The sequence below is a fragment of the Micromonospora sp. WMMD961 genome (assembly GCF_029626145.1).
Taxonomy (GTDB): Bacteria; Actinomycetota; Actinomycetes; order Mycobacteriales; family Micromonosporaceae; genus Micromonospora.
The window spans coordinates 4815200-4833842 of sequence record NZ_JARUBJ010000002.1 but is presented as its reverse complement, the minus strand read 5'-3'; the positions used below and the strand labels follow the sequence as shown (position 1 = coordinate 4833842).

Here is an 18643-nt window from a genome sequence, read left to right as displayed (position 1 = left end):
AGCGGATGCGTGACTTCTACTCCCCGATGGCGGAGTTCTACGAGATCGTCGCCGAGCGGCAGGCGGCCAGCAGCGGGCCGGCGCTGGCCGCCGCGCTCGCCGGCGTCGACCCGGCGGCCGGGCCGGTGGTCGAGATCGGCGCCGGCACCGGCCGGGTCACCGAGATCATCGCTGCGGCGGCGCCCGGGGCGGCGATCGTGGCCGCCGAGCCGTCCACCGTGATGCGGGCCGTGCTGACCAGCCGGGTGGCCGCCGACGACGACCTGCGCAACCGGGTCACGGTGGTCGATGGTGCGGCACCGGACCTGGACCTGCCGGAGGTGATCTCGGCGGCGGTGCTGTTCGGCGTCGCCGGGCACCTCGACGAGCCGGCCCGCCGGCGGCTGTGGTCCCGGTTGCGGGACCGCCTCGCGCCGGGCGGGGTCATCGTCGTCGAACTGATGGGTGTGCGGCAGTCGCGGGAGATCCCACCCGCGTTGTCGGTGCGCGACTCCATCGGGCGCCACGACTACGAGTGGTGGGTGTCGGGCACCCCGGGTGACGGCTTGTCGATGCGTTTCACGACCACGTGGCGGGTGTACCGGGCTGGTCGCCTGCTGCGGGAGGTGAGCGACACCTACGACTGGCACACGGTCGACGTCGCCCAACTGTCCCGCGAGTCCGGCCTGAGCTGCCGGTCCGCAGCGGCGCCCACCGGCGCCGGAGCGCCGGAGGTGGTCGTCCTTGCCGCCGCCTGAGTCCGTCGACGCCCGCCGCACCCTGCTCGTGGTGAGCGTCGCCGCCGCGATGACCACCATGGACATCACCATCGTCAACGTGGCGCTGGGCGCGATCGGGGTGGACCTCGACGCCTCGTTCGGGCAACTCCAGTGGGTCGTCAACGCGTACCCGCTGCTGTTCGCGGCCCTGTTGCTGGCCGGGGGTTCGTTGGCCGACCGGATCGGGCACCGCCGGGTGTTCGTCACCGGTGTCCTGCTGTTCACCGGTGGTTCGCTGCTGTGCGGCGCCGCGCCCGAGGCGGTGAGCCTGATCGCCGGCCGGTGCGTGCAGGGTGTCGGCGGTGCCCTGATCATGGCCGCCGCCGTGCCGCTGCTGGTTCGCGCCCATCCGGGCGAGCGGCGCACCGGGGCGATCGGCGTGTTGAGCGCCACCGCCGGTGTCTCCGCCGCCGTCGCGCCGGTCATCGGGGGTGCGCTGGTGTCCGGCCTGGGGTGGCGCTGGGTCTTCCTGGTGAACCTCGTCCCCGGTGTCCTGGTCGTGCTCGGCGCGCGGCGGTGGCTGGCGGCCGACGATCCGGCCGGCCGGCGGCGTCTGGACCTGCCGGGCACCGCTCTGGGCGTGCTGACACTCGGTGCGACGAACCTGGTGGTGATCTCCGGAACCGAGAACGGCTGGGCGAGTGCCCGGACGGTGGTCGTGGGCCTGGTGGCACTCGCCGGCCTGGCCGCGTTCCTGGTCGTGGAGGTCCGCACCACCGATCCGATGCTGGACCTCGCCCTGTTCCGGGTGCCGGCCTTCGCCGGTGCGGGTGCGCTCAGCTTCCTGACCCGGGCGGTCGGCTTCGGCACGATGCCCTACCTGGTGCTGTGGTTGCAGGGTGTGCGCGGGCAGTCGGCATTGGACGCGGGACTCCAGGTGGTCGCGCTGCCCGCGGCCATCGTGGTCGGCAGCCTGACCGTGGCCCGGGTGCAGCGGCGGCTCGGGGCACGCGGCACGGTCGTCGTCGGCTTCGCGGCCATGGCCGTCGGCTACCTCCCGTTGACCCGGATCGACGAGAGCGCCACCTGGCTGACCGCGCTGCCCGGCCTGGCGCTCATCGGTGCCGGCATGGGTCTGCTGTTCGCACCGCTGATGAACCTGTCCGTGACGGTGGTGCCGCCGCGGCACGCCGGGATGGCCAGCGGCACGGCCAACTCCTTCTTCCCGCTGGGAACCGCGGTCGGGGTCGCCGTGTTCGGCGCGGTCCTGGCGGCCCGGATCGCGGACCTGTTCCCGGGTTCCGGGCCGGCCCGGGACCTGGTCGAGGCGGGGAGGCCCGGCGAGGTGTCCGCCCCGGACGACGTCCTGGGGAGGATCGCGTTCACCGGCGCGTTGTCCACGGTGGCCTGGGTCGCCGCGGCTGCTGCGGTGATCGGTGTCGTCGTCGCGTTGACAACCGTACCGTCCCGTCGTGCCGCTGCTGTCGCCCCGCCGGCACGGGCGGACGCCGACCGTGCGTGACCAGCATCGAGGTTCCCACGTTCGGGAAAGCGCGCCAGACTGGGTGACCTCGACCCGACCGCCATCCGGGCCGGCCGCGTGTTCCGACCCGGACGCGGGCACCGTGACCGGTGACGAACTGCGGGCGTCGATGCGGATGTTCCCCACGGGTGTCGTCGCGGTCACCGCTCTCGCCGGTCTGCGGCCGGTGGGTCTGGTGGTCGGCTCGTTCTTCTCCGTGTCGCTGCACCCCGCCCAGGTCGGCTTCTGCATCGGGATCAGCTCCACCAGTTGGCCGCTCGTGCGCGCCGCGCCGCATTTCGCGATCAACGTGCTGGCGGCCGGGCAGCAGGACGTGGTGGCGGCCCTGTCCCGCCCCGGCTCCGCCAAGTTCGCCGGAGTCGACTGGCACGCGAGCGACGGGGTGCCGGTCATCGACGGCGTGCTCGCCTGCCTGGAGTGCATCCCGGCCGCCGAGCACCAGGCCGGCGACCACCGGATCGTCGTGGCCGGCGTGCGCCGGGCGCGGGTGTTGCGGCGGGCTGACCCGCTCGTGTTTCACCAGCGCCGGTTCGCCACCGTAGCCGAAGCCGGCCACGACGCCGGTCATGGCACCGGCGGTGGAGGCGAGGTTCGCCTCCACCGCCTGTGACCGGGACGCCAGTGCGCCGGGAGCGTGCCGCTGATCTCGTCCGGGACAGCGCCGATCGGAGGCTGGGCCGATCCGTGCAGCTTGCCGTCGGTGCCGAGGATCAGGCACTCGTCCTGAGGGCTGCGTCCCAGGGACCGGAGGCTGGGCCGAGTGCACGCCCGTACCTGCGCCAGTACGGAGCGGTCGTCCTGGATGACGGGCTGGTCGAGGACCGCAGGCTAGTGGCAACAAAACAGGCGGACGGTGGCGACATCTGACGATCGGCTTCTGGCCAAGACGTCAACGACACGTCCCTGACGTTCATGGGTCGACCTGGGGTGATGCCGGGTCCCTCGACGGGTGACACGGCGCTTCTCGCAGACCGCCCGCAGCCGCCGCGCGATCCACTCCGGGTGGCCACGGAGGCGTCCAGCCCACAACGTGCCTGCCGCACGCCGCGCGCGGCAGCACCTACCCCGACGTGCCACGCCAGTGCGCTGCGCGTTCGTACCGCGCGACCTGGGCCTGGTCTCGGCGGTCGCCAGCTCCCACTGTCGCAGCTCCCACTCGCCCCGCGCAGGGGACCAGCCGGTGTGGCTTTCTGTGGACTGTCTCTTGACTTCTCCTATAACCGGGCGTAAACAAAGCACAAGCAAAACGAAACGGCGGTGAAACAACACCATGTACGCCGAAGAACGCCAGCAGGAGATCCTTCGCATCGCCCGGGACGTGGGCCGGGTCGAGGTGGCCGGCTTGGCCGACGAGCTCAACGTCACGTCGGAGACCATCCGGCGCGATCTCACCACCTTGGAGCGGGCCGGGGTGCTGCGCCGCGTCCACGGTGGAGCGATCCCGGTCGAGCGGCTCGGGTTCGAGCCCGCGCTGGCGGCGCGTGACGCGGTGCTCATCGAGGAGAAGGAGCGCATCGCCAAGCTCGCCTTGAGCGAGGTGCCCGAGGAGGGCGCGATCATTCTCGACGCCGGCACCACGACCGCCCGCCTGGCCCGGCTGCTGCCGGTCGACCGAGAGTTGACCGTCGTGGTCAACTCGCCGGTCATCGCCACGACCCTCGGTACCTATGCCAACCTCAACGTCCTGCTGTTGGGCGGACGGGTTCGCGGGAAGACCCTGGCGACCGTCGACGACTGGGCGCTGTCGCCGTTGGCGGGCCTCTACGTCGACGTCGCGTTCATCGGAACGAACGGCATCTCCGTCGAGCGTGGGCTGACCACCCCGGACCCGTCCGAGGCGGCGGTGAAGCGCGCGATGGTCCGTGCCGCCCGCCGCACGGTGGTGGTCGCCGATCACACCAAGCTCGGCAACGACTACCTGGCCCGGTTCGCTGAGCTGACGGATGTCGACCTGCTCATCACCGACAGCCAGGCCGACCTCGACCTGGTCGGTGACCTGGATTCCGCAGGCGTTCGGGTGGTACGCGCATGAGAGCGGGCCGAGCATGATCGTCACCGTTACCCTCAACCCCAGCCTCGACCGGGCCGTGGAGGTCGACTCGCTCACCCGGGGCGAGGTCATCCGGGCTGCCACGGCCCACCTCGACCCCGGTGGCAAGGGCGTCAACGTATCCCGTGCCCTGCTGGCCAACGGCGTGCCGTCGGTAGCGGTGTTGCCGTCCGGCGGTGACGAGGGCAGCCAGCTCATCCGCCTGCTCAAGGCGGAGGGTGTGGAGGTCCTCGCCGTGTCGATCTCCGGAAGGACCCGTTCCAACATCACCCTGGCCGAGCCCGACGGCACGGTCACCAAGATCAACGAGCCTGGCCCGACCCTGTGCCGCGCCGAGTTCGACGAGGTGATCGACAGTGTGCTCGCCCGTGCCAGCGGTGCCGACTGGGTCGTGCTGTGCGGCAGCGTCCCGCCCGGTCTGCCGGCCGACGCCTACGCCCAGTTGTGCCGGAAGCTGCGCGCCGCCGGCGTCAGGGTCGCCGTCGATACCAGCGGCCCTGCTCTGCGCGAGGCCGCCCTTGCCGGGGCGACCCTCCTCAAGCCCAACCGCGACGAACTGGCCGAAGTGGTCGGCACCCCGCTGAAGGACCTCGGCGATGTGGTCGATGCCGCTCAGTGCCTGCGGGCGTGGGGAGCCGGCACTGTCGTTGCCAGCCTCGGCGCCGACGGCGCTGTCCTGGTCGACGCCGAAGGGGTCCGCACCGGCACCTGCCCGGTCGCGCGGCCCCGTAGCACCGTCGGAGCCGGCGATGCGCTGCTCGCCGGGTTTCTCGCCGCGGGAGCGCGGGGTGCCGGCGCGCTCGCCGAGGGCCTGGCCTGGGGTGCCGCCGCGGTGAGCCTGCCCGGCAGCCGGATGCCCGGCCCGGCGGACCTGTTCCGCCACGACGTCACCATCCACCCCTAGCCGGACGAGCCACTACCCCCGCGGCCGTCCGGACCGCCCCTCGATGAAGGAGATACCCCCGTGACCTCCTCTTCCTACACACCAGAGGTTCAGGGCCAGGGCCTGAGAGCCACTGTGCAACGCCTCGGCGGCTACCTGGCCGCGATGGTCATGCCCAACATCGGCGCGTTCATCGCCTGGGGCCTGATCACCGCACTGTTCATCCCGACCGGCTGGATTCCCAACGCGACCCTGGCCGAACTGGTCGGCCCGATGATCAGCATCCTGCTGCCGGTGCTCATCGGCTACACCGGCGGCCGGCTGGTCCACGGCCAGCGCGGCGCCGTCGTGGGCGCGGTGGCGACCATGGGCCTCGTCGTCGGCGCGGACGTGCCAATGATCCTCGGTGCGATGATCATTGGGCCGCTCACGGCCTACGTCCTCAAGCTCTTCGACGGCCTGGTCGAAGACAAGATCCGTCCCGGGTTCGAGATGCTGGTCGACAACTTCAGCGCCGGCATCATCGGCGGCGCGATGGCCGTCGGCGGTGTCTACGGCATCGGCCCGGTGGTCGAATGGCTCACCAAGCAGGCCGGGTCGGGCGTCGACTGGCTCGTCGGCAAGGACCTGCTGCCGCTGACCTCGGTGCTCGTCGAACCCGCCAAGGTGCTCTTCCTCAACAACGCCATCAACCACGGCGTGTTCGGCCCGCTGGGCATCGCCGAGGCGGCCGACAAGGGCAAGTCGGTCCTTTTCATGATCGAGTCGAATCCCGGCCCCGGCCTGGGTCTGCTGCTCGCCTTCATGATCTTCGGCCCCCGCGCGCTGCGCCCCAGCGCCCCGGCGGCGATCATCGTGCAGTTCCTCGGCGGCATCCACGAGATCTACTTCCCGTACGTGCTGATGAAGCCGAAGCTGATCCTCGCCATGATCGCCGGGGGTGCGGCCGGCGTCGGCACCTTCGTGATCACGGGTGCGGGCCTGGTCGCCACCCCCTCGCCGGGCAGCATCTTCGCCTACCTCGCGGTCACCCCCAAGGGCGGCCACTTCGGGGTCATCCTCGGCGTCGTGATCGCCGCCGCCGTCACCTTCGCGGTCGCCTCCGCCCTGCTCGGCTTCGGGCGCGGCGAGCCCGCCGCGGACGCTGTCGGCCCTGACGAGGAGGCGGCTGTCAGCCCAGAGCAGGAAAAGACTGTCGATCCCGACGAGACCCTCGACAAGTCGGCGAAGCAGGAGGTCTGAACACATGTCCACCATCAACGGCACCGAGATCAAGAAGGTCGTCGTCGCCTGCGACGCCGGCATGGGCAGCAGCGTGATGCTGGCCAGCCAACTTCGGCGGCAACTGGCGAAGAACGCGGTCACCGTCGAGCACACCCCGGTCAATTCCATTCCGGCGGACGCAGACGTGGTCATCTGCCACCAGGGGCTCGCCGCGCGGGCGCGGGTCAGCGCGCCCGACACAGTGATCGTGCCGATCCAGGTGTTCATCGGCGACCCGGCCGTCACCAGGGTCGTGAACGCGGTGCAGCGTGGCGGTGAGCTGAGTGGCTGAGCTGCTGGCCCGTGACGCGATCCGGCTCGACGAGCGGGCCGGATCGCGGGACGAGGCGATCGGCCGCTGCGGCGCGGTACTCGTCGAGGTCGGCGCGGTCGCCCCGGCGTACGTGGACGCGATGCTCGCCCGCGAGCAGAGCGTCTCCACGTACATCGGGGAGGGCGTCGCCATCCCGCACGGCACGCTGGACAGCAAGGAGTCGGTCCAGCGTGACGCCCTCGCGGTGCTGCGCTTCCCGGACGGCGTCGACTGGGGCGGCTTCGACGTGCGGGTCTGCGTCGCCATCGCGGCGGCCGGCGACGGGCACGTGGACATCCTTGCCCAGCTCGCCACGGTGCTGATGGACCCGGCGCAGGCGCAGCGGCTACGAGAGTCGACGAGCGCGGATGACGTGATCACTATCCTCGAAGGGAAGCCCTCGTGAAGGTTGTTCGATTCCACGCACCCGGTGACGTCCGAATCGAGGACGCGTCCGAGCCCGCACCGGGCCCCGCCGAGGTGAAGATCCGCGTCCGCGCGTGCTCCACCTGCGGCACCGACGTGAAGATCTCCCGCTTCGGCCACCACCACATCGCCCCGCCGCGCGTCATGGGCCACGAGATCGCCGGCGAGATCATCGAAGTCGGTGGTGACGTGACGGGCTGGCGGCCGGGGGACCGGGTCCAGGTCATCGCCGCCATCCCGTGCGGTGAGTGCGCCGAGTGCCGGCGCGGCCGGATGACCGTGTGCCCCAACCAGGTGTCGATGGGTTACCACTTCGACGGCGGGTTCGCCGAATACGCGGTCGTGCCGCACAACGTCCTCGCCGTCGACGGGCTCAACCGGATCCCCGAGGGACTCAGCTTCGCCGAGGCGTCCGTCGCCGAGCCCCTCGCCTGCGTCCTCAACGGGCAGAACCTCGCCGGTGTGGGCGAGGGTGACGACGTGGTCGTCGTGGGCTCCGGGCCGATCGGCTGCCTGCATGTCCGCCTGGCCCGCTCGCGCGGCGCGGCCCGGGTGTTCCTCGTCGACCTCAACCGCGACCGCCTCGACCTGGCGGCCAACCTGGTGCAGCCGGACGCGGCGATCTGCGGCGCCGAGACCGACGTCGTCGACGCGGTGCTCAAGCTCACCGAGGGCCGGGGTGCCGACGTCGTCATCACCGCCACGGCCGCCGGCGCCGCCCAGGAGCAGGCGGTACAGATGACCGCGCGGCAGGGCCGGATCAGTTTCTTCGGCGGCCTGCCGAAGGACAAGCCGGTCATCCCCCTGGACTCCAACCTGGTGCACTACCGCGAACTGACCATCGTCGGTGCCAACGGCTCCAGCCCGGAGCACAACAAGGAAGCGCTGCGACTCATCGCCAACGGCTCCGTGCCGGTCGCCGACCTCATCACCCACCGCCTGCCGCTCGACCGAGCCCTCGACGCCTTCGGCATCGTGGCGCGCGGCGAAGCGATCAAGGTGACGATCGAGCCCTAGGAGGGTCCGATGCCCACCAGAACAGTCCTCGTCGGCTCCGCCAGCGGGCTGCACGCCCGCCCGGCGGCGCTGTTCGTCGCCGAAGCGGCGAATCAGCCGGTGCTGGTGACCATCCGCACCGGCGACAAGAAACCCGTGCCGGCCCGCAGCATGCTCGCCGTACTGTCGCTCGGCGCCAAGAAAGGAACCGAGGTCACCCTGGAGGCCGACGGCGACGGCGCCCAGGCTGCCGTCGACACCCTGGCCGACCTCCTCGAACGTGATCTGGACGCCGCCGATGCGTGAATTTCGGGGGATCGGAGCCAGCCCCGGTGGTGCGGCGGGGCCGGTCTACCGGCTGGCTCCGCCTCCCGCCCTGCCGCCGTCGATGGAGACCGTCGACCCCGAAGCCGAGAAGACGGCCGTGCGGGCCGCGGTCCTCGCCGTGGCCGCCGACCTGACCCGTCGCGCCGAATCCGCCCTGGACGCGACCGCCGCCGAGGTCCTACGCGCGCAGGTCATGATGGCGCAGGACGAGACGCTCGTCGACGCGGCCGAGATAGCCATCGACGGCGGTGCGGACGCGCCGCACGCGATCACCGACGTGCTCGCCGAACACCGGGCCGCCTTCGAAGCCGCTGGCGGGTACCTCGCCGAGCGGGTCAGTGATCTCGACGACCTGCGGGACCGCCTCGTCGCGGCGTGTCTGGGGATGCCGATGCCGGGCGTGCCGAACCCCGGTCATCCGTACCTGCTCATCGCCCGCGACCTGGCGCCCGCCGACACCGCCGGTCTCGAACCGGGCCTGGTCCTGGGTCTGGTCACGGCCGAGGGCGGGCCGACCAGCCACACCGCGATCCTGGCCCGGACCCTCGGTATCCCGGCCGTGGTCCGCTGTGCGGGCATCCTGGACCTCACCGACGGCGCGCTGGCCAGTCTCGACGGCGCGAGCGGCGTCGTGGTGGCCGGCGTCTCCGCCGATACAGTGACCACCGTCAACGCGGACCGGCTCGCGGAGATCGAACGCCGCGCCCGCTCCCAAGGCCCCGGGCGGACCAGGGACGGCCATCCCGTCGCGCTCCTGGCCAACATCGGCTCCGCGCGCGACCTCACCGGCGAGGTTGAAGGCGTCGGTTTGTTCCGCACCGAGCTGCTCTACCTCGACCGCAGCGACCCGCCGTCGCACGAAGAACAGGTCGCCGCGTATAGCGACGTCTTCGCCGCGTTGCCCGGCCGCAAGGTCGTCGTGCGTACGCTCGATGCCGGAGCCGACAAACCGCTGCCGTTCCTGCGTCTGGCCGAGGAACCCAACCCCGCGCTGGGTGTCCGCGGCCTTCGGATCGCGCGGCAGACGCCGTCGGTGCTCAGCACGCAGTTGGCTGCGGTCGCGGCGGCGGCCGCGGCGACGGACGCCGACGTGTGGGTGATGGCACCGATGGTCGCCACCGCCGCGGAGGCGGCCGCGTTCACCGAGTCCTGCCGCGAGTACGGCCTGCCGACGGCCGGCGTGATGATCGAGGTGCCGGCCGCTGCCCTGCGCGCCGGCCAGGTGCTGCGCCACGTGGACTTCCTCAGCGTCGGCACCAACGACCTCAGCCAGTACACGTTCGCCGCTGACCGGATGTGCGGCGACCTCGCTGACCTGCTCGACCCGTGGCAGCCCGCGCTGATCGCGCTCCTGGCCTCCTGCGCGGCAGCCGGCGCCGAGGCGGGCAAGCCAGTCGGCGTGTGTGGAGAGTCCGCGGCGGATCCCGCCTTCGCCCTGGTGCTGGCAGGCCTTGGCATTACCAGCCTGTCCATGGCGCCCCGAAGCATCCCGGCGGTGCGCGAGTCCCTGGCCGCGCACACCCTGGACGAGTGCCGCCAGATCGCCGAGGCAGCCCTGGCCGCCCCCGACCCGGAGGCAGCCCGGGCGGCGGCGGCCGCTGTGAGTGACCCGAGGACGGTTGCGACGTCGGGCGCGATGGCGTAGCCGAGCATTCCGACGCTGGGGCAGGGGTCTCGTCGTCATCTGGAAGGCCGTCCACTGTCTCCGCTCGGAGTCAGGACGTGTCGGGTCCGGTCGCCGGTCCAGGCCGCTTCGAGGATCGCGGTCAGGCTGGCGGTGTCGGTCGGGCCCGGATGGTTCTGGATCAGGCGGGTGACGCCACTGGCCATCTCAGCGAAGCGGGGGAGGTCGGCGCGGGCCACGCCGATGTCCGCCAGGGTGGGAGGGATGCCGATGTCGGCGAGGAGCCCGTCGAGCCAGGTGAGGAACGCATCTGCGGCCTCGGCATCCGAGGCGTCGGTCACGTCGAGCCCGCACACCCCGGCGAGGATGGCCAACCGGTCGCCGATGGCATCCCTGGCCGCGTCCAGCGCGTAGGGCAGGAGCAGCCCGACGCCCAGGCCGTGCGGCGTGTGCGTGGCTGCGCCGATGGGGTACTGGAGAGCGTGCGGGGCCGCGTTGCCCGCGTGGGAAAAAGCGAGCCCGGCGAGCATGGACCCGTAGGACATGTCCGCGCGCGCTTCCGTGTCGCCTCCGTCTCTGACCGCACGACGCAAGCTCCGGGCGATCCGCTCCGCGGCCAGGAGCGCGTAGTGATCGGTGATCGCGTTGCGGCCGAGGAACACCTGCTCCACCGGGTCGCGCGGTCCGTGGGCCCGGGGTCGCGCGGTGTAGCTCTCCACCGCGTGACAGAACGCGTCGATGCCGGAGTGGGCGGTGACGGTCGCAGGGCAGGTGTAGGTGAGTTCCGGGTCGACGATGGCGAAGTCGGGCACGATGTGGACGCTGGAAACCCCCACCTTCAGCTCGCGGTCCGGGTCGGTCAACACCGAGACGGGGGTGAGCTCGGAGCCGGTGCCCGACGTCGTCGGGACGGCGACGAGAGGAATCGTCGGCCCCGGCACCTTCGACTCGCCATAGAAGTCGCGCGGCGTACCACCGTGGCGCCGGATGACGCCGACGATTTTGGCGAGGTCGATCACCGTGCCGCCCCCGATGGCGAGGATCACGTCGGCGTCCACCTCGGCGGCGGCCGAGACGGCCAGGGCTACGTCGGCGAGTGGCACGTCTGGAGTCGCGTCGGAGAACACCTCGACGACAGCGACCTTCTCCCGCACGGCGGCCACGATCTCCGCCACGCCGGGCTGCCCCAGAAGGACCTGGTCGGTCACGATGAGGACTCGCGAGCCACTCTCGGCCACCACTCGTGGGATGTTCTGCGCGACCCCTTCGCCCACTATCAGCTGGCGCGGTCCGCGGACGGTCTCAAGCATGTCAGTGCCTCTTTCGGAACGTCGGCGGGGGTGTGCTGGGTGAGCGTCCGGAGCAGCAGGCCGGTCACGGTAGGTCGATCGCCGCGTAGGTGACGTCGAGGTACTCGAGGATGCCCTCGTGCGACCCCTCCTTGCCGATCCCGGACTGCTTCACGCCTCCGAACGGCGCTGACGGGTCCGAGATCAGACCACGGTTGATGCCGACCATCCCCGTCTCCAGCCCCTCGGTGAACCGGATCGCCCGCTGGAGGTCACGGGTGAAGACGTAACCGACCAGGCCGTGCTCGGTGTCGTTGGCCTTCGCCAGCACCTCGTCGTCGGACGTGAACGAGATGATCGGCGCCACCGGACCGAAGATCTCCGTTGCCAGCATCCGCGCATCGTCGGGCACGTCGACGAGGACCGTGGGCGGGTAGAAGTGGCCCGGCCCGTCCGGACGCTCGCCGCCCACCAGAACCCGGGCGCCGCGGTCGACCGCGTCGGCGACGAGCTCGTCGATCGTGGTGACCGAGGCTTCGTCGATCAACGCCCCGACGTCCACGCCGTCGTCGAGACCGTGGCCCACCGACAGCGCGCCCATCCGCTCGGCGAAGCGCGCCGTGAACTCCTCGCGCACCGGCTCCTCGACGTAGATCCGGTTGGCCGCGATGCAGGACTCCCCGATGTTGCGCATCTTGGCCACCATGGCGCCGTCGACCGCGACGTCCAGGTCGGCGTCCGCACACACGATCAAGGCCGCGTTCCCGCCCAGTTCCATCGAGGTACGCAGGACGTTGTCCGCAGCCTGTCGCAGCAGTACGCGCCCGACCTCGGTCGACCCGGTGAACGAGAGCTTGCGGGTCCGGGCGTCGGCCAGCAGCGCGCTGACCACAGTGCCGGAACGCTTGGTGGTCAGCACGTTCACGACGCCCGGAGGTACGCCGACCTCTTCCATGATGCGGGCCAGTAACAGCATCGTGAGTGGCGTCTGGGCTGCCGGCTTGGTGATCGTCGTGCAGCCCGCGGCCAGCGCAGGAGCGATCTTGCGGGCGCCCATGGCCAACGGGAAGTTCCAGGGCGTCACGAAGACGCACGGTCCGACCGGCTTCGGCACGGTGAGGATGCGATATCCACCTGCGGGAGCGGTGTTGTAGCGCCCCTCGACGCGCACCGCCTCCTCGGCGAACCAGCGGAAGAACTCGGCTCCGTAGGCGACCTCGCCCCGAGCCTCGGCGAGCGGTTTGCCCATCTCGAGCGTGATCAGCCGGGCGATCTCCTCGGATCGCTCGGTCAGTGCCCGGTACGTCGCGGTCAACAACTCCGACCGTTTCCGCGGCGGGGTCGCCGCCCACTCCGCCATCGCCCTGCTCGCCGCGTCCAGAGCGGCGAGCCCGTCGACGACGTCGGCGTCCGCCACCTCGGCGATGGTCTTGCCGGTGGCCGGGTCCTCGACGGCGAAGGTGGCGCCGCTCGCGGCGTCGCGCCAGGCGTCGCCGATCCGGAGCCGCCGGTGCTCGGGGGCCAGGACGTCCATCGGATCACTCATTGCGTCGCCTCCTGCGATCTTCTTGGTGACGGGCAGGACGACGCCCCGCCCACCGACCGCCTTCTCGGGCCACCTGCGGGCGCATCGTGACGTCGCCGCCCGGCGCGGTTACCGCCCAGCCTCGGACAGCGACAGCCCGGTACCCGCGTCGAACAGGTGCGCACGGTCCAGGTCGACAGTGACGAGGAGCCGCTCGCCCGGCGTACCGGTGACGGTCGGTCGTGCCTTGACCTTGAGGAGCTCCGTCCCCACTCGGACGTCGACCACCGTTCGGTCACCGAGCGGCTCAAGCCCGTAGAGCTCCCCGGACAACGACGCGTCCCCACGCTGCTCGACGGACAGGTCCTCCGCGCGCAGGCCCAGCAGCAGCGCACGACCGTCCTCGGCCGTGGTCCAGCGGGGCCGCGGGAGCGTCCACCCGTCCGCACCGACCAGACGATCTCCCTCGGCGCGGCAGGCGAGCAGGCTGATCGGCGGGCTTCCGACGAATCCCGCGACCCACTGGTTCGCGGGACGCTCGTACACCTCGGTCGGCGTTCCGACCTGTTGCACCTTCCCCTCCTTGAGGACCGCGACCTGGTCGGCCATGGACAGGGCCTCGACCTGGTCGTTGGTCACGTAGACGAAGGTCGCGCCGAGGCTCCGGTGGATGCGGGTCAGCTCGGTACGCATCTCGACCCGGAGCTTGAGGTCGAGGTTCGTCAGCGGCTCGTCCATGAGGAACGCGCGTGGGCTACGGACCAGCGCCCGGGCCAGGGCCACCCGCTGCATCTCACCGCCCGACAACTGCGCCGGACGACGCTGCAGCAGACGTTCGATGTGCAGCAGGCTCGACATCTGCTCGACGGCGGCGGCGATCTCGCTCGACGAACGGTGACGTGCCCGAAGCGGCGAGGCGATGTTCTCGTACACGGTGCGTCGCGGGTAGAGGGCGTAGCTCTGGAAGACCATGGCCAGGTCGCGGGCGGCCGGGGAGTCGCGGGTCGCGTCCCTCCCGTCCAGATGGACCGACCCGGCGTCGAGCTTCTCCAGGCCGGCGAGGGCCCGCAGGGTCGTCGTCTTGCCCGCCCCGGAGGGCCCGAGCACGACGAAGAACGAGCCGTCCGGCACGTCCAGCGTCACCCCGTCCAGGGCCTGGACCTTGCCGAAGGACTTGCGCAGCCCGTGCGCTGCCACGGTTCCCATCAGCCCACCAGCTCTTCCGTGCTCACGTCGTACACCGGCGGGGTTCCGCCGGTGTGCCGCAGCCCGACCTTCGCCTCAGCGGCGAACCGAACAGTCGGTGGCATCCGGACCCGGACGTCACGCTCGCCGCCGTGGTCGACCACGTAGATGATTTCGTCGCCCAGCCACTCCACCGAGACCACCCGGGCCGGGATCGAGCCCTCCGTCCCGGGTGCGGTGACCTCCAGCGCCTCCGGCCGGACGCCGGCGACCAGGCGGCGGTCGCGCGGCAGGCCCGGCGGTGGCGTGAGAACAAGCCCGCCCCGACCGTGCAGCTTCCCGTCGGCCACCTCCACCTCGATCAGGTTCATCGGCGGGGAGCCGATGAACGCGGCGCAGAAGAGGCTCGCCGGCCGGTCGTAGACCTCCAGCGGCGTGCCGATCTGCTCGACGCGGCCCTTGTTGAGGATGGCGATCCGGTGACCGAGCGACATCGCCTCGACCTGGTCGTGCGTGACGTAGACCATCGTCGCGCCCAGCTCACCCTGCAGATGCTTGATCTCCGTGCGCATGTCCGCCCGCAGCTCGGCGTCCAGGTTGGTGAGCGGTTCGTCCATGAGGAACGCGCGCGGTCGGCGCACCAGGGCGCGGGCCAGCGCGACCCGCTGCTGCTCCCCGCCGGACAACTGGCGCGGTCGCCGGTCCAGCAGCGGACCGAGCCGCATCAGCCGGGCGGCCTCCTCGACCCGCGCGTGCACCTCCTGCTTGGGTAGCCCTTCGGCCCGTAGCGGGAACGCCAGGTTGTCGCTGGTTCGCAGGTGCGGGTACAGCGCGTAGAACTGGAACACCATGGCGATGTCGCGTTCGGCGGGCCGCAGGTCGTTGACCAGCGTGTCACCGATGCGGATGTCGCCCGCCGTCTGCCTCTCCAGGCCGGCGATGGCCCGCAGCGTGGTCGTCTTGCCGCACCCCGAAGGGCCGAGCATCACGAACAGCTCGCCGTGGCCGATGGACAGGTCGACGTGCTCGACCGCGACCGTCCCGTCCGGGTAGCGCTTGTGCAGCGCGGTCACCTCGATGCCCGCCATCAGCGTCGCACCGCCCCGAGCGTCACACCGGCGATGAGGTGCTTGCGCACCAGGTACGCGAAGACGAGCACCGGTAGGGCGAACACCACCGAGGAGGCGGCTACCAGACCCCAGTCCGTGGTGGTGCCGCCGATCAGGCCGGCGATGGCCGGTGGGGCCGTCCGCACGCTGTCGCTGGAGGTGAGGAAGGTGGCGAACACGAACTCGTTCCACGAGAAGATGAGGGCGAAGACCGCCGTCGCGGCGATGCCGGGCACGAGCAGCGGCAGGGTGTACCGCCAGAACGCCTGCAGACGGGTGTACCCGTCGAGCATGGCGGCGTCCTCGTACTCGGCGGGCACCTCGTCGACGAAACCCTTCATCATCCAGATCGTGAACGGGACGTTGAACGCGGTGTAGATGAGGATCAGGCCGAGCTTGTTGTCGTAGAGGCCGATCTGGCGGTACATGAGGAAGATCGGGATCACGACCACCACGGGCGGCATGAAGCGGGTCGACAGGATGAAGAACAGTTGGTCCTTCTTGGCCTTCACGGCGAAGCGTGAGTAGGCCCAGGCCGCCGGGACCCCCAGCACGGTGGCCAGCAGCGTGGAAGCCCCGGCGACCACCACCGAGTTGAGGAAGCTGACGGACACGGGCGTGCGGCCGTCCCCCTGGGCGACGAACACGTCCTTGTAATGCTGCAGAGTGACGGCGAAGTCGAAGAACTTGGCCGGGATGGCGTAGACGTCCCGGTTCTCCTTGATCGACGTCTCGAGCATCCACAGCACCGGGAAGAGCATCACCACGGCCAGTACGGTCAGCAGCGCGATCTCCACCACGGAGCGGCCTCGACCGCCGAGGCGGCGCGCGGGCGGCCCGTGGTCCGGGGCTGCACCGGTGGACACGGCCTCGTCGACGGAGACGGCCATCAGTCCTCCTTGAGCTTGTTCAGGTAGCGCAGGTAGATCTGCGTGAGGACGATGACGACGAGGACCATGAGGATCCCGTACGCCGAGGCGGTGCCGGAGTTGAAGCCCAGGAACGCGACCTTGTAGATGTGGAACGACAACGTCTCGGTGGAGACACCCGGGCCTCCGCTGGTGAGGATGTAGACGAGGTCGAACAGCCGGAACGCCTCGATGGCCCGGAACATCACGGCGATGAGGAGCAGCGGCCACACCAGCGGAAGAGTGATCGTGCGGAACCGGAACCACTCGGACGCCCGGTCGATCGAGGCGGCCTCGTAGAGGTACTTGGGCACCGCGCTGAGTCCCGCGAGTGCGATGAGCATGATGAACGGCGTCCACTGCCAGGTGTCGACGACGATCAGGGAGGTCAGTGCCGTCCGCTGCCGGGTGAGCCACTCCACCTGCCCCAGACCGACCGAGCCGAGCATGCTGTTGACCACGCCGAACTGCGCGTCGAGCATGAATCGCCAGAACAGCCCGACCACGACCGGCGACAGCATCATCGGCACCAGGAACAGGGTGGTCAGCGCTCCCCGCCCGCGCGAGCGCCGCGAGATCAGGTAGGCGATGCCGAAACCGAGCACGGTCTGCAGGCCGACCGCGCCGACCACGTAGATCAACGTCGTCAGGGCCCTCGTGTGCACCTGCGCCGACGTCAGGATGGCGGTGTAGTTACCGAACCCGATGAAGTTGGCGGGCCCCCCACGGGTGGCCGAGTAGTCGGTGAACGACAGGTACAACGCCCACAGCAGCGGGAACACCGACATGCCGAGCAACAGCAGCATCGCGGGGGAGATGAACGTGACGGCGAGCCAGCGGTCGCTCAGCCGCCGGGACCGCCCCGGTGCAGGTGGCGTCGCGGACGCCACCTGCCCGGGGTGGTCCGTGGTCAGCGGGGCGGGGTCTTTCACAGTCCGCCGCCACCCTTGCGGTTGCTGGAGTCGAGCACGTTCTGCTGCTCCTTGGCGATGTCGTCGAGCGCGTCCTTCGGCTTCTTCGCGCCGTTGAGCGCCGCGTTCACGTTGGTGTTCTCGATGTCGACGAGGCGCGCGTACTCGGGCACGTTCCACATGTCCCGCATTCGCGGTACCGAGTCGGCGTACACCTGGTTGAACGGCCCGGCGTTGAGGAACTCGGGCGACGCCAGGGCGTCCGTACGCGCTGGCACGCCACCGGCCGCGGCCCACTTCTTCTGGACGTCAGCCTGCTCGAACCACTTCATGAAGTTCAGGGCCTCCGCCTGGTTCGCCGCCGAGGAGTAGGCCGACACGTGCATCCCCATACCGCCGAGAGGGACCAGGTTCGTCTTCTGGCTCGGCAGGGTGGCAAAGCCCAGCTTGTCGAGAATCTGCTCCCGCGTGGTGCCGAGCGTCGACTGCTTGGGATCGAGCAGGCCGCCGCTCGCGGCGATCCAGTTGAACGCGATGCAGGCCTTGCCTTGGGCGACCGCCGCGTTAACCTCGTCGATGAACCAGTTGCCGGAGCCCTTGGCGGTCAGCGGCTTCATCTTGTTGACCAGGACGTCCATCGCCTCCTGGCCCGCGGCGTCGTTGAGGACGCCCTCGATCTTGCGGTTCTTGGGGTCCCAGAGATTGCCGCCGTAGACCCCGTTGACGGTGTTGTAGGTGACGGCCGCGGCGTCGGAGCCGTTGGCCTGGTGGAACGCCAGGCCGCTGACACCGGGGTTGTCCGCCTGGCACTTCTCGGCGGCTGAGATCATCTGGTCCCAGGTCTGCGGTGGCTTGTCGCCGATCAGGTCCTTGCGGTAGATCATCGTCCAGGTGTCGCCGAGCAGCGGCAGTCCGTACAGACTGGCGTTCTCGTCGCGCTTGCCGGTCTCCGCCTGGGGGAACTGGCCGTAGGCCGCCAGGAGGTACGGGTTGTAGGCCGCGACGTCGATGTTCTTCTTGACGAAGTCGGTGAGGTCGAGGATGTTGCCGTTCGTCACGGCCTCGCCGATGTGTTGCGAGTCCAGGATCGCGATGTCGAAGTCGGTCTTACGCGCGGCGAACTGGGTGAACATCGCGTCGTGCCAGTTCGCGTTCGGCACGGTGTTGACCTTGATGGTCGCGTTCGGCCGCTCTTTCTTGTACTCCGCGTTCGCGAAGGCTTCCAGTGCCTGGGCGGGGGGCCAGTCGAACCAGATGAAGCTGAGGGTCAGCGGGTCGTTGGTGAGCTCCGGGATGGTCGCCGGCGCCTTGGGGGCGCTCGCGTTCCCGCCGTCGTCCTTGTCCTCGCCACAAGCCGTCAGGGTCGTGGCCACGAGCAGCATGGCCGCCGTCGCCAGCCGGACCTTTCGCCCGGGAACGGATGTTCGTCCTGTGCGCTTCCAATGCCGCATATTGCTGCCTGCTTTCTGGGTTCGGACTTCTAGGGCCTCGCTAGCTGCTTCGCCGAGCAGGTGCTGGGTTGTTCAAGCGTGTCGCCGGGCTGTCGCGGGGGTGATCCGCGGGCCGGCGTCACGGTGCGCTGCGATGTACCGG

General features: G+C 70.4%; 18 protein-coding genes. 11 read left to right on the top strand and 7 right to left on the bottom strand.

What is annotated here, in order from left to right; translation table 11 throughout:
• Positions 1 to 5: 5 nt before the first annotated feature.
• From O7614_RS21860 to ptsP, 11 genes are all read left to right on the top strand, one after another.
• Entirely contained in the window at positions 6 to 737 is a 732-nt protein-coding gene (locus O7614_RS21860; protein ID WP_278140347.1) for a class I SAM-dependent methyltransferase, read from the top strand.
• Complete coding sequence (locus O7614_RS21855) at positions 724 to 2220, top strand: MFS transporter (RefSeq protein WP_278140346.1); 1497 nt, start codon at positions 724 to 726, stop codon at positions 2218 to 2220. The genes O7614_RS21860 and O7614_RS21855 overlap by 14 nt, the downstream gene beginning before the upstream one ends.
• 103 nt (positions 2221 to 2323) lie before the next feature.
• Positions 2324 to 2851, top strand: a complete 528-nt coding sequence (locus O7614_RS21850) for a flavin reductase family protein (RefSeq protein ID WP_278140345.1) — start codon at positions 2324 to 2326, stop codon at positions 2849 to 2851.
• A gap of 660 nt (positions 2852 to 3511) precedes the next feature.
• A complete protein-coding gene (locus tag O7614_RS21845) occupies positions 3512 to 4273 on the top strand; it encodes a DeoR/GlpR family DNA-binding transcription regulator (RefSeq protein WP_278140343.1) in 762 nt (253 codons plus the stop codon).
• A gap of 13 nt (positions 4274 to 4286) precedes the next feature.
• Positions 4287 to 5195, top strand: coding sequence for a 1-phosphofructokinase (gene pfkB / locus O7614_RS21840; protein ID WP_278140342.1), 909 nt, complete (start codon positions 4287 to 4289; stop codon positions 5193 to 5195).
• Positions 5196 to 5255: 60 nt separating this feature from the next.
• Positions 5256 to 6416, top strand: a complete 1161-nt coding sequence (locus O7614_RS21835) for a PTS mannitol transporter subunit IICB (RefSeq protein ID WP_278140341.1) — start codon at positions 5256 to 5258, stop codon at positions 6414 to 6416.
• A 4-nt stretch (positions 6417 to 6420) separates the two neighbouring features.
• Complete coding sequence (locus O7614_RS21830; protein ID WP_179779917.1) at positions 6421 to 6729, top strand: PTS lactose transporter subunit IIB; 309 nt, start codon at positions 6421 to 6423, stop codon at positions 6727 to 6729.
• On the top strand, positions 6722 to 7156 hold the full coding sequence (locus O7614_RS21825; RefSeq protein ID WP_278140340.1) for a PTS sugar transporter subunit IIA: 435 nt from the start codon (positions 6722 to 6724) through the stop codon (positions 7154 to 7156). Before O7614_RS21830 ends, O7614_RS21825 begins: the two co-directional genes overlap by 8 nt.
• Positions 7153 to 8193 carry a zinc-dependent dehydrogenase gene (locus O7614_RS21820; protein ID WP_278140339.1) on the top strand — a complete coding sequence of 347 codons (1041 nt, stop codon included), beginning with the start codon at positions 7153 to 7155 and terminating at the stop codon, positions 8191 to 8193. The genes O7614_RS21825 and O7614_RS21820 overlap by 4 nt, the downstream gene beginning before the upstream one ends.
• Positions 8194 to 8202: 9 nt before the next feature.
• The gene (locus O7614_RS21815; protein WP_278140338.1) at positions 8203 to 8478 is read left to right on the top strand and encodes an HPr family phosphocarrier protein; all 276 of its coding nucleotides are present in this window, start codon (positions 8203 to 8205) and stop codon (positions 8476 to 8478) included.
• Positions 8471 to 10144 (top strand): phosphoenolpyruvate--protein phosphotransferase, encoded by a 1674-nt coding sequence (gene ptsP / locus O7614_RS21810; RefSeq protein ID WP_278140337.1) that lies wholly within the window; start codon positions 8471 to 8473, stop codon positions 10142 to 10144. Before O7614_RS21815 ends, ptsP begins: the two co-directional genes overlap by 8 nt.
• A 35-nt stretch (positions 10145 to 10179) precedes the next feature.
• On the opposite strand, the gene O7614_RS21805 is transcribed toward ptsP, so the two are convergent.
• The 7 genes from O7614_RS21805 to O7614_RS21775 form a co-directional block, all read right to left on the bottom strand.
• Positions 10180 to 11433, bottom strand: coding sequence for an iron-containing alcohol dehydrogenase (locus O7614_RS21805; protein WP_278140336.1), 1254 nt, complete (start codon positions 11431 to 11433; stop codon positions 10180 to 10182).
• Between the two features lie 64 nt (positions 11434 to 11497).
• Positions 11498 to 12958, bottom strand: a complete 1461-nt coding sequence (locus O7614_RS21800) for an NAD-dependent succinate-semialdehyde dehydrogenase (RefSeq protein ID WP_278140335.1) — start codon at positions 12956 to 12958, stop codon at positions 11498 to 11500.
• Positions 12959 to 13066: 108 nt separating this feature from the next.
• Complete coding sequence (locus O7614_RS21795; protein ID WP_278140334.1) at positions 13067 to 14143, bottom strand: ABC transporter ATP-binding protein; 1077 nt, start codon at positions 14141 to 14143, stop codon at positions 13067 to 13069.
• Entirely contained in the window at positions 14143 to 15210 is a 1068-nt protein-coding gene (locus tag O7614_RS21790; protein WP_278140333.1) for an ATP-binding cassette domain-containing protein, read from the bottom strand. Before O7614_RS21790 ends, O7614_RS21795 begins: the two co-directional genes overlap by 1 nt.
• Positions 15210 to 16121: a carbohydrate ABC transporter permease gene (locus tag O7614_RS21785; RefSeq protein ID WP_278140332.1), complete on the bottom strand. Its 912-nt coding sequence runs from the start codon at positions 16119 to 16121 to the stop codon at positions 15210 to 15212. The genes O7614_RS21790 and O7614_RS21785 overlap by 1 nt, the downstream gene beginning before the upstream one ends.
• A complete protein-coding gene (locus O7614_RS21780; RefSeq protein WP_278140331.1) occupies positions 16121 to 17071 on the bottom strand; it encodes a sugar ABC transporter permease in 951 nt (316 codons plus the stop codon). The genes O7614_RS21785 and O7614_RS21780 overlap by 1 nt, the downstream gene beginning before the upstream one ends.
• Positions 17068 to 18432 (bottom strand): extracellular solute-binding protein, encoded by a 1365-nt coding sequence (locus tag O7614_RS21775; protein WP_278140330.1) that lies wholly within the window; start codon positions 18430 to 18432, stop codon positions 17068 to 17070. Before O7614_RS21775 ends, O7614_RS21780 begins: the two co-directional genes overlap by 4 nt.
• Positions 18433 to 18643 lie beyond the last annotated feature (211 nt).

Excerpts from the sequence above, each read along its gene's own strand:
- O7614_RS21860 (WP_278140347.1), top strand. The coding sequence starts at position 6 with ATGCGTGACTTCTACTCCCCGATGGCGGAGTTCTACGAGATCGTCGCC.
- O7614_RS21845 (WP_278140343.1), top strand. The coding sequence starts at position 3,512 with ATGTACGCCGAAGAACGCCAGCAGGAGATCCTTCGCATCGCCCGGGAC.
- pfkB (WP_278140342.1), top strand. The coding sequence starts at position 4,287 with ATGATCGTCACCGTTACCCTCAACCCCAGCCTCGACCGGGCCGTGGAG.
- O7614_RS21830 (WP_179779917.1), top strand. The coding sequence starts at position 6,421 with ATGTCCACCATCAACGGCACCGAGATCAAGAAGGTCGTCGTCGCCTGC.
- O7614_RS21815 (WP_278140338.1), top strand. The coding sequence starts at position 8,203 with ATGCCCACCAGAACAGTCCTCGTCGGCTCCGCCAGCGGGCTGCACGCC.
- ptsP (WP_278140337.1), top strand. The coding sequence starts at position 8,471 with ATGCGTGAATTTCGGGGGATCGGAGCCAGCCCCGGTGGTGCGGCGGGG.
- O7614_RS21805 (WP_278140336.1), bottom strand. The coding sequence starts at position 11,433 with ATGCTTGAGACCGTCCGCGGACCGCGCCAGCTGATAGTGGGCGAAGGG.
- O7614_RS21800 (WP_278140335.1), bottom strand. The coding sequence starts at position 12,958 with ATGAGTGATCCGATGGACGTCCTGGCCCCCGAGCACCGGCGGCTCCGG.
- O7614_RS21795 (WP_278140334.1), bottom strand. The coding sequence starts at position 14,143 with ATGGGAACCGTGGCAGCGCACGGGCTGCGCAAGTCCTTCGGCAAGGTC.
- O7614_RS21790 (WP_278140333.1), bottom strand. The coding sequence starts at position 15,210 with ATGGCGGGCATCGAGGTGACCGCGCTGCACAAGCGCTACCCGGACGGG.
- O7614_RS21785 (WP_278140332.1), bottom strand. The coding sequence starts at position 16,121 with ATGGCCGTCTCCGTCGACGAGGCCGTGTCCACCGGTGCAGCCCCGGAC.
- O7614_RS21775 (WP_278140330.1), bottom strand. The coding sequence starts at position 18,432 with ATGCTGCTCGTGGCCACGACCCTGACGGCTTGTGGCGAGGACAAGGAC.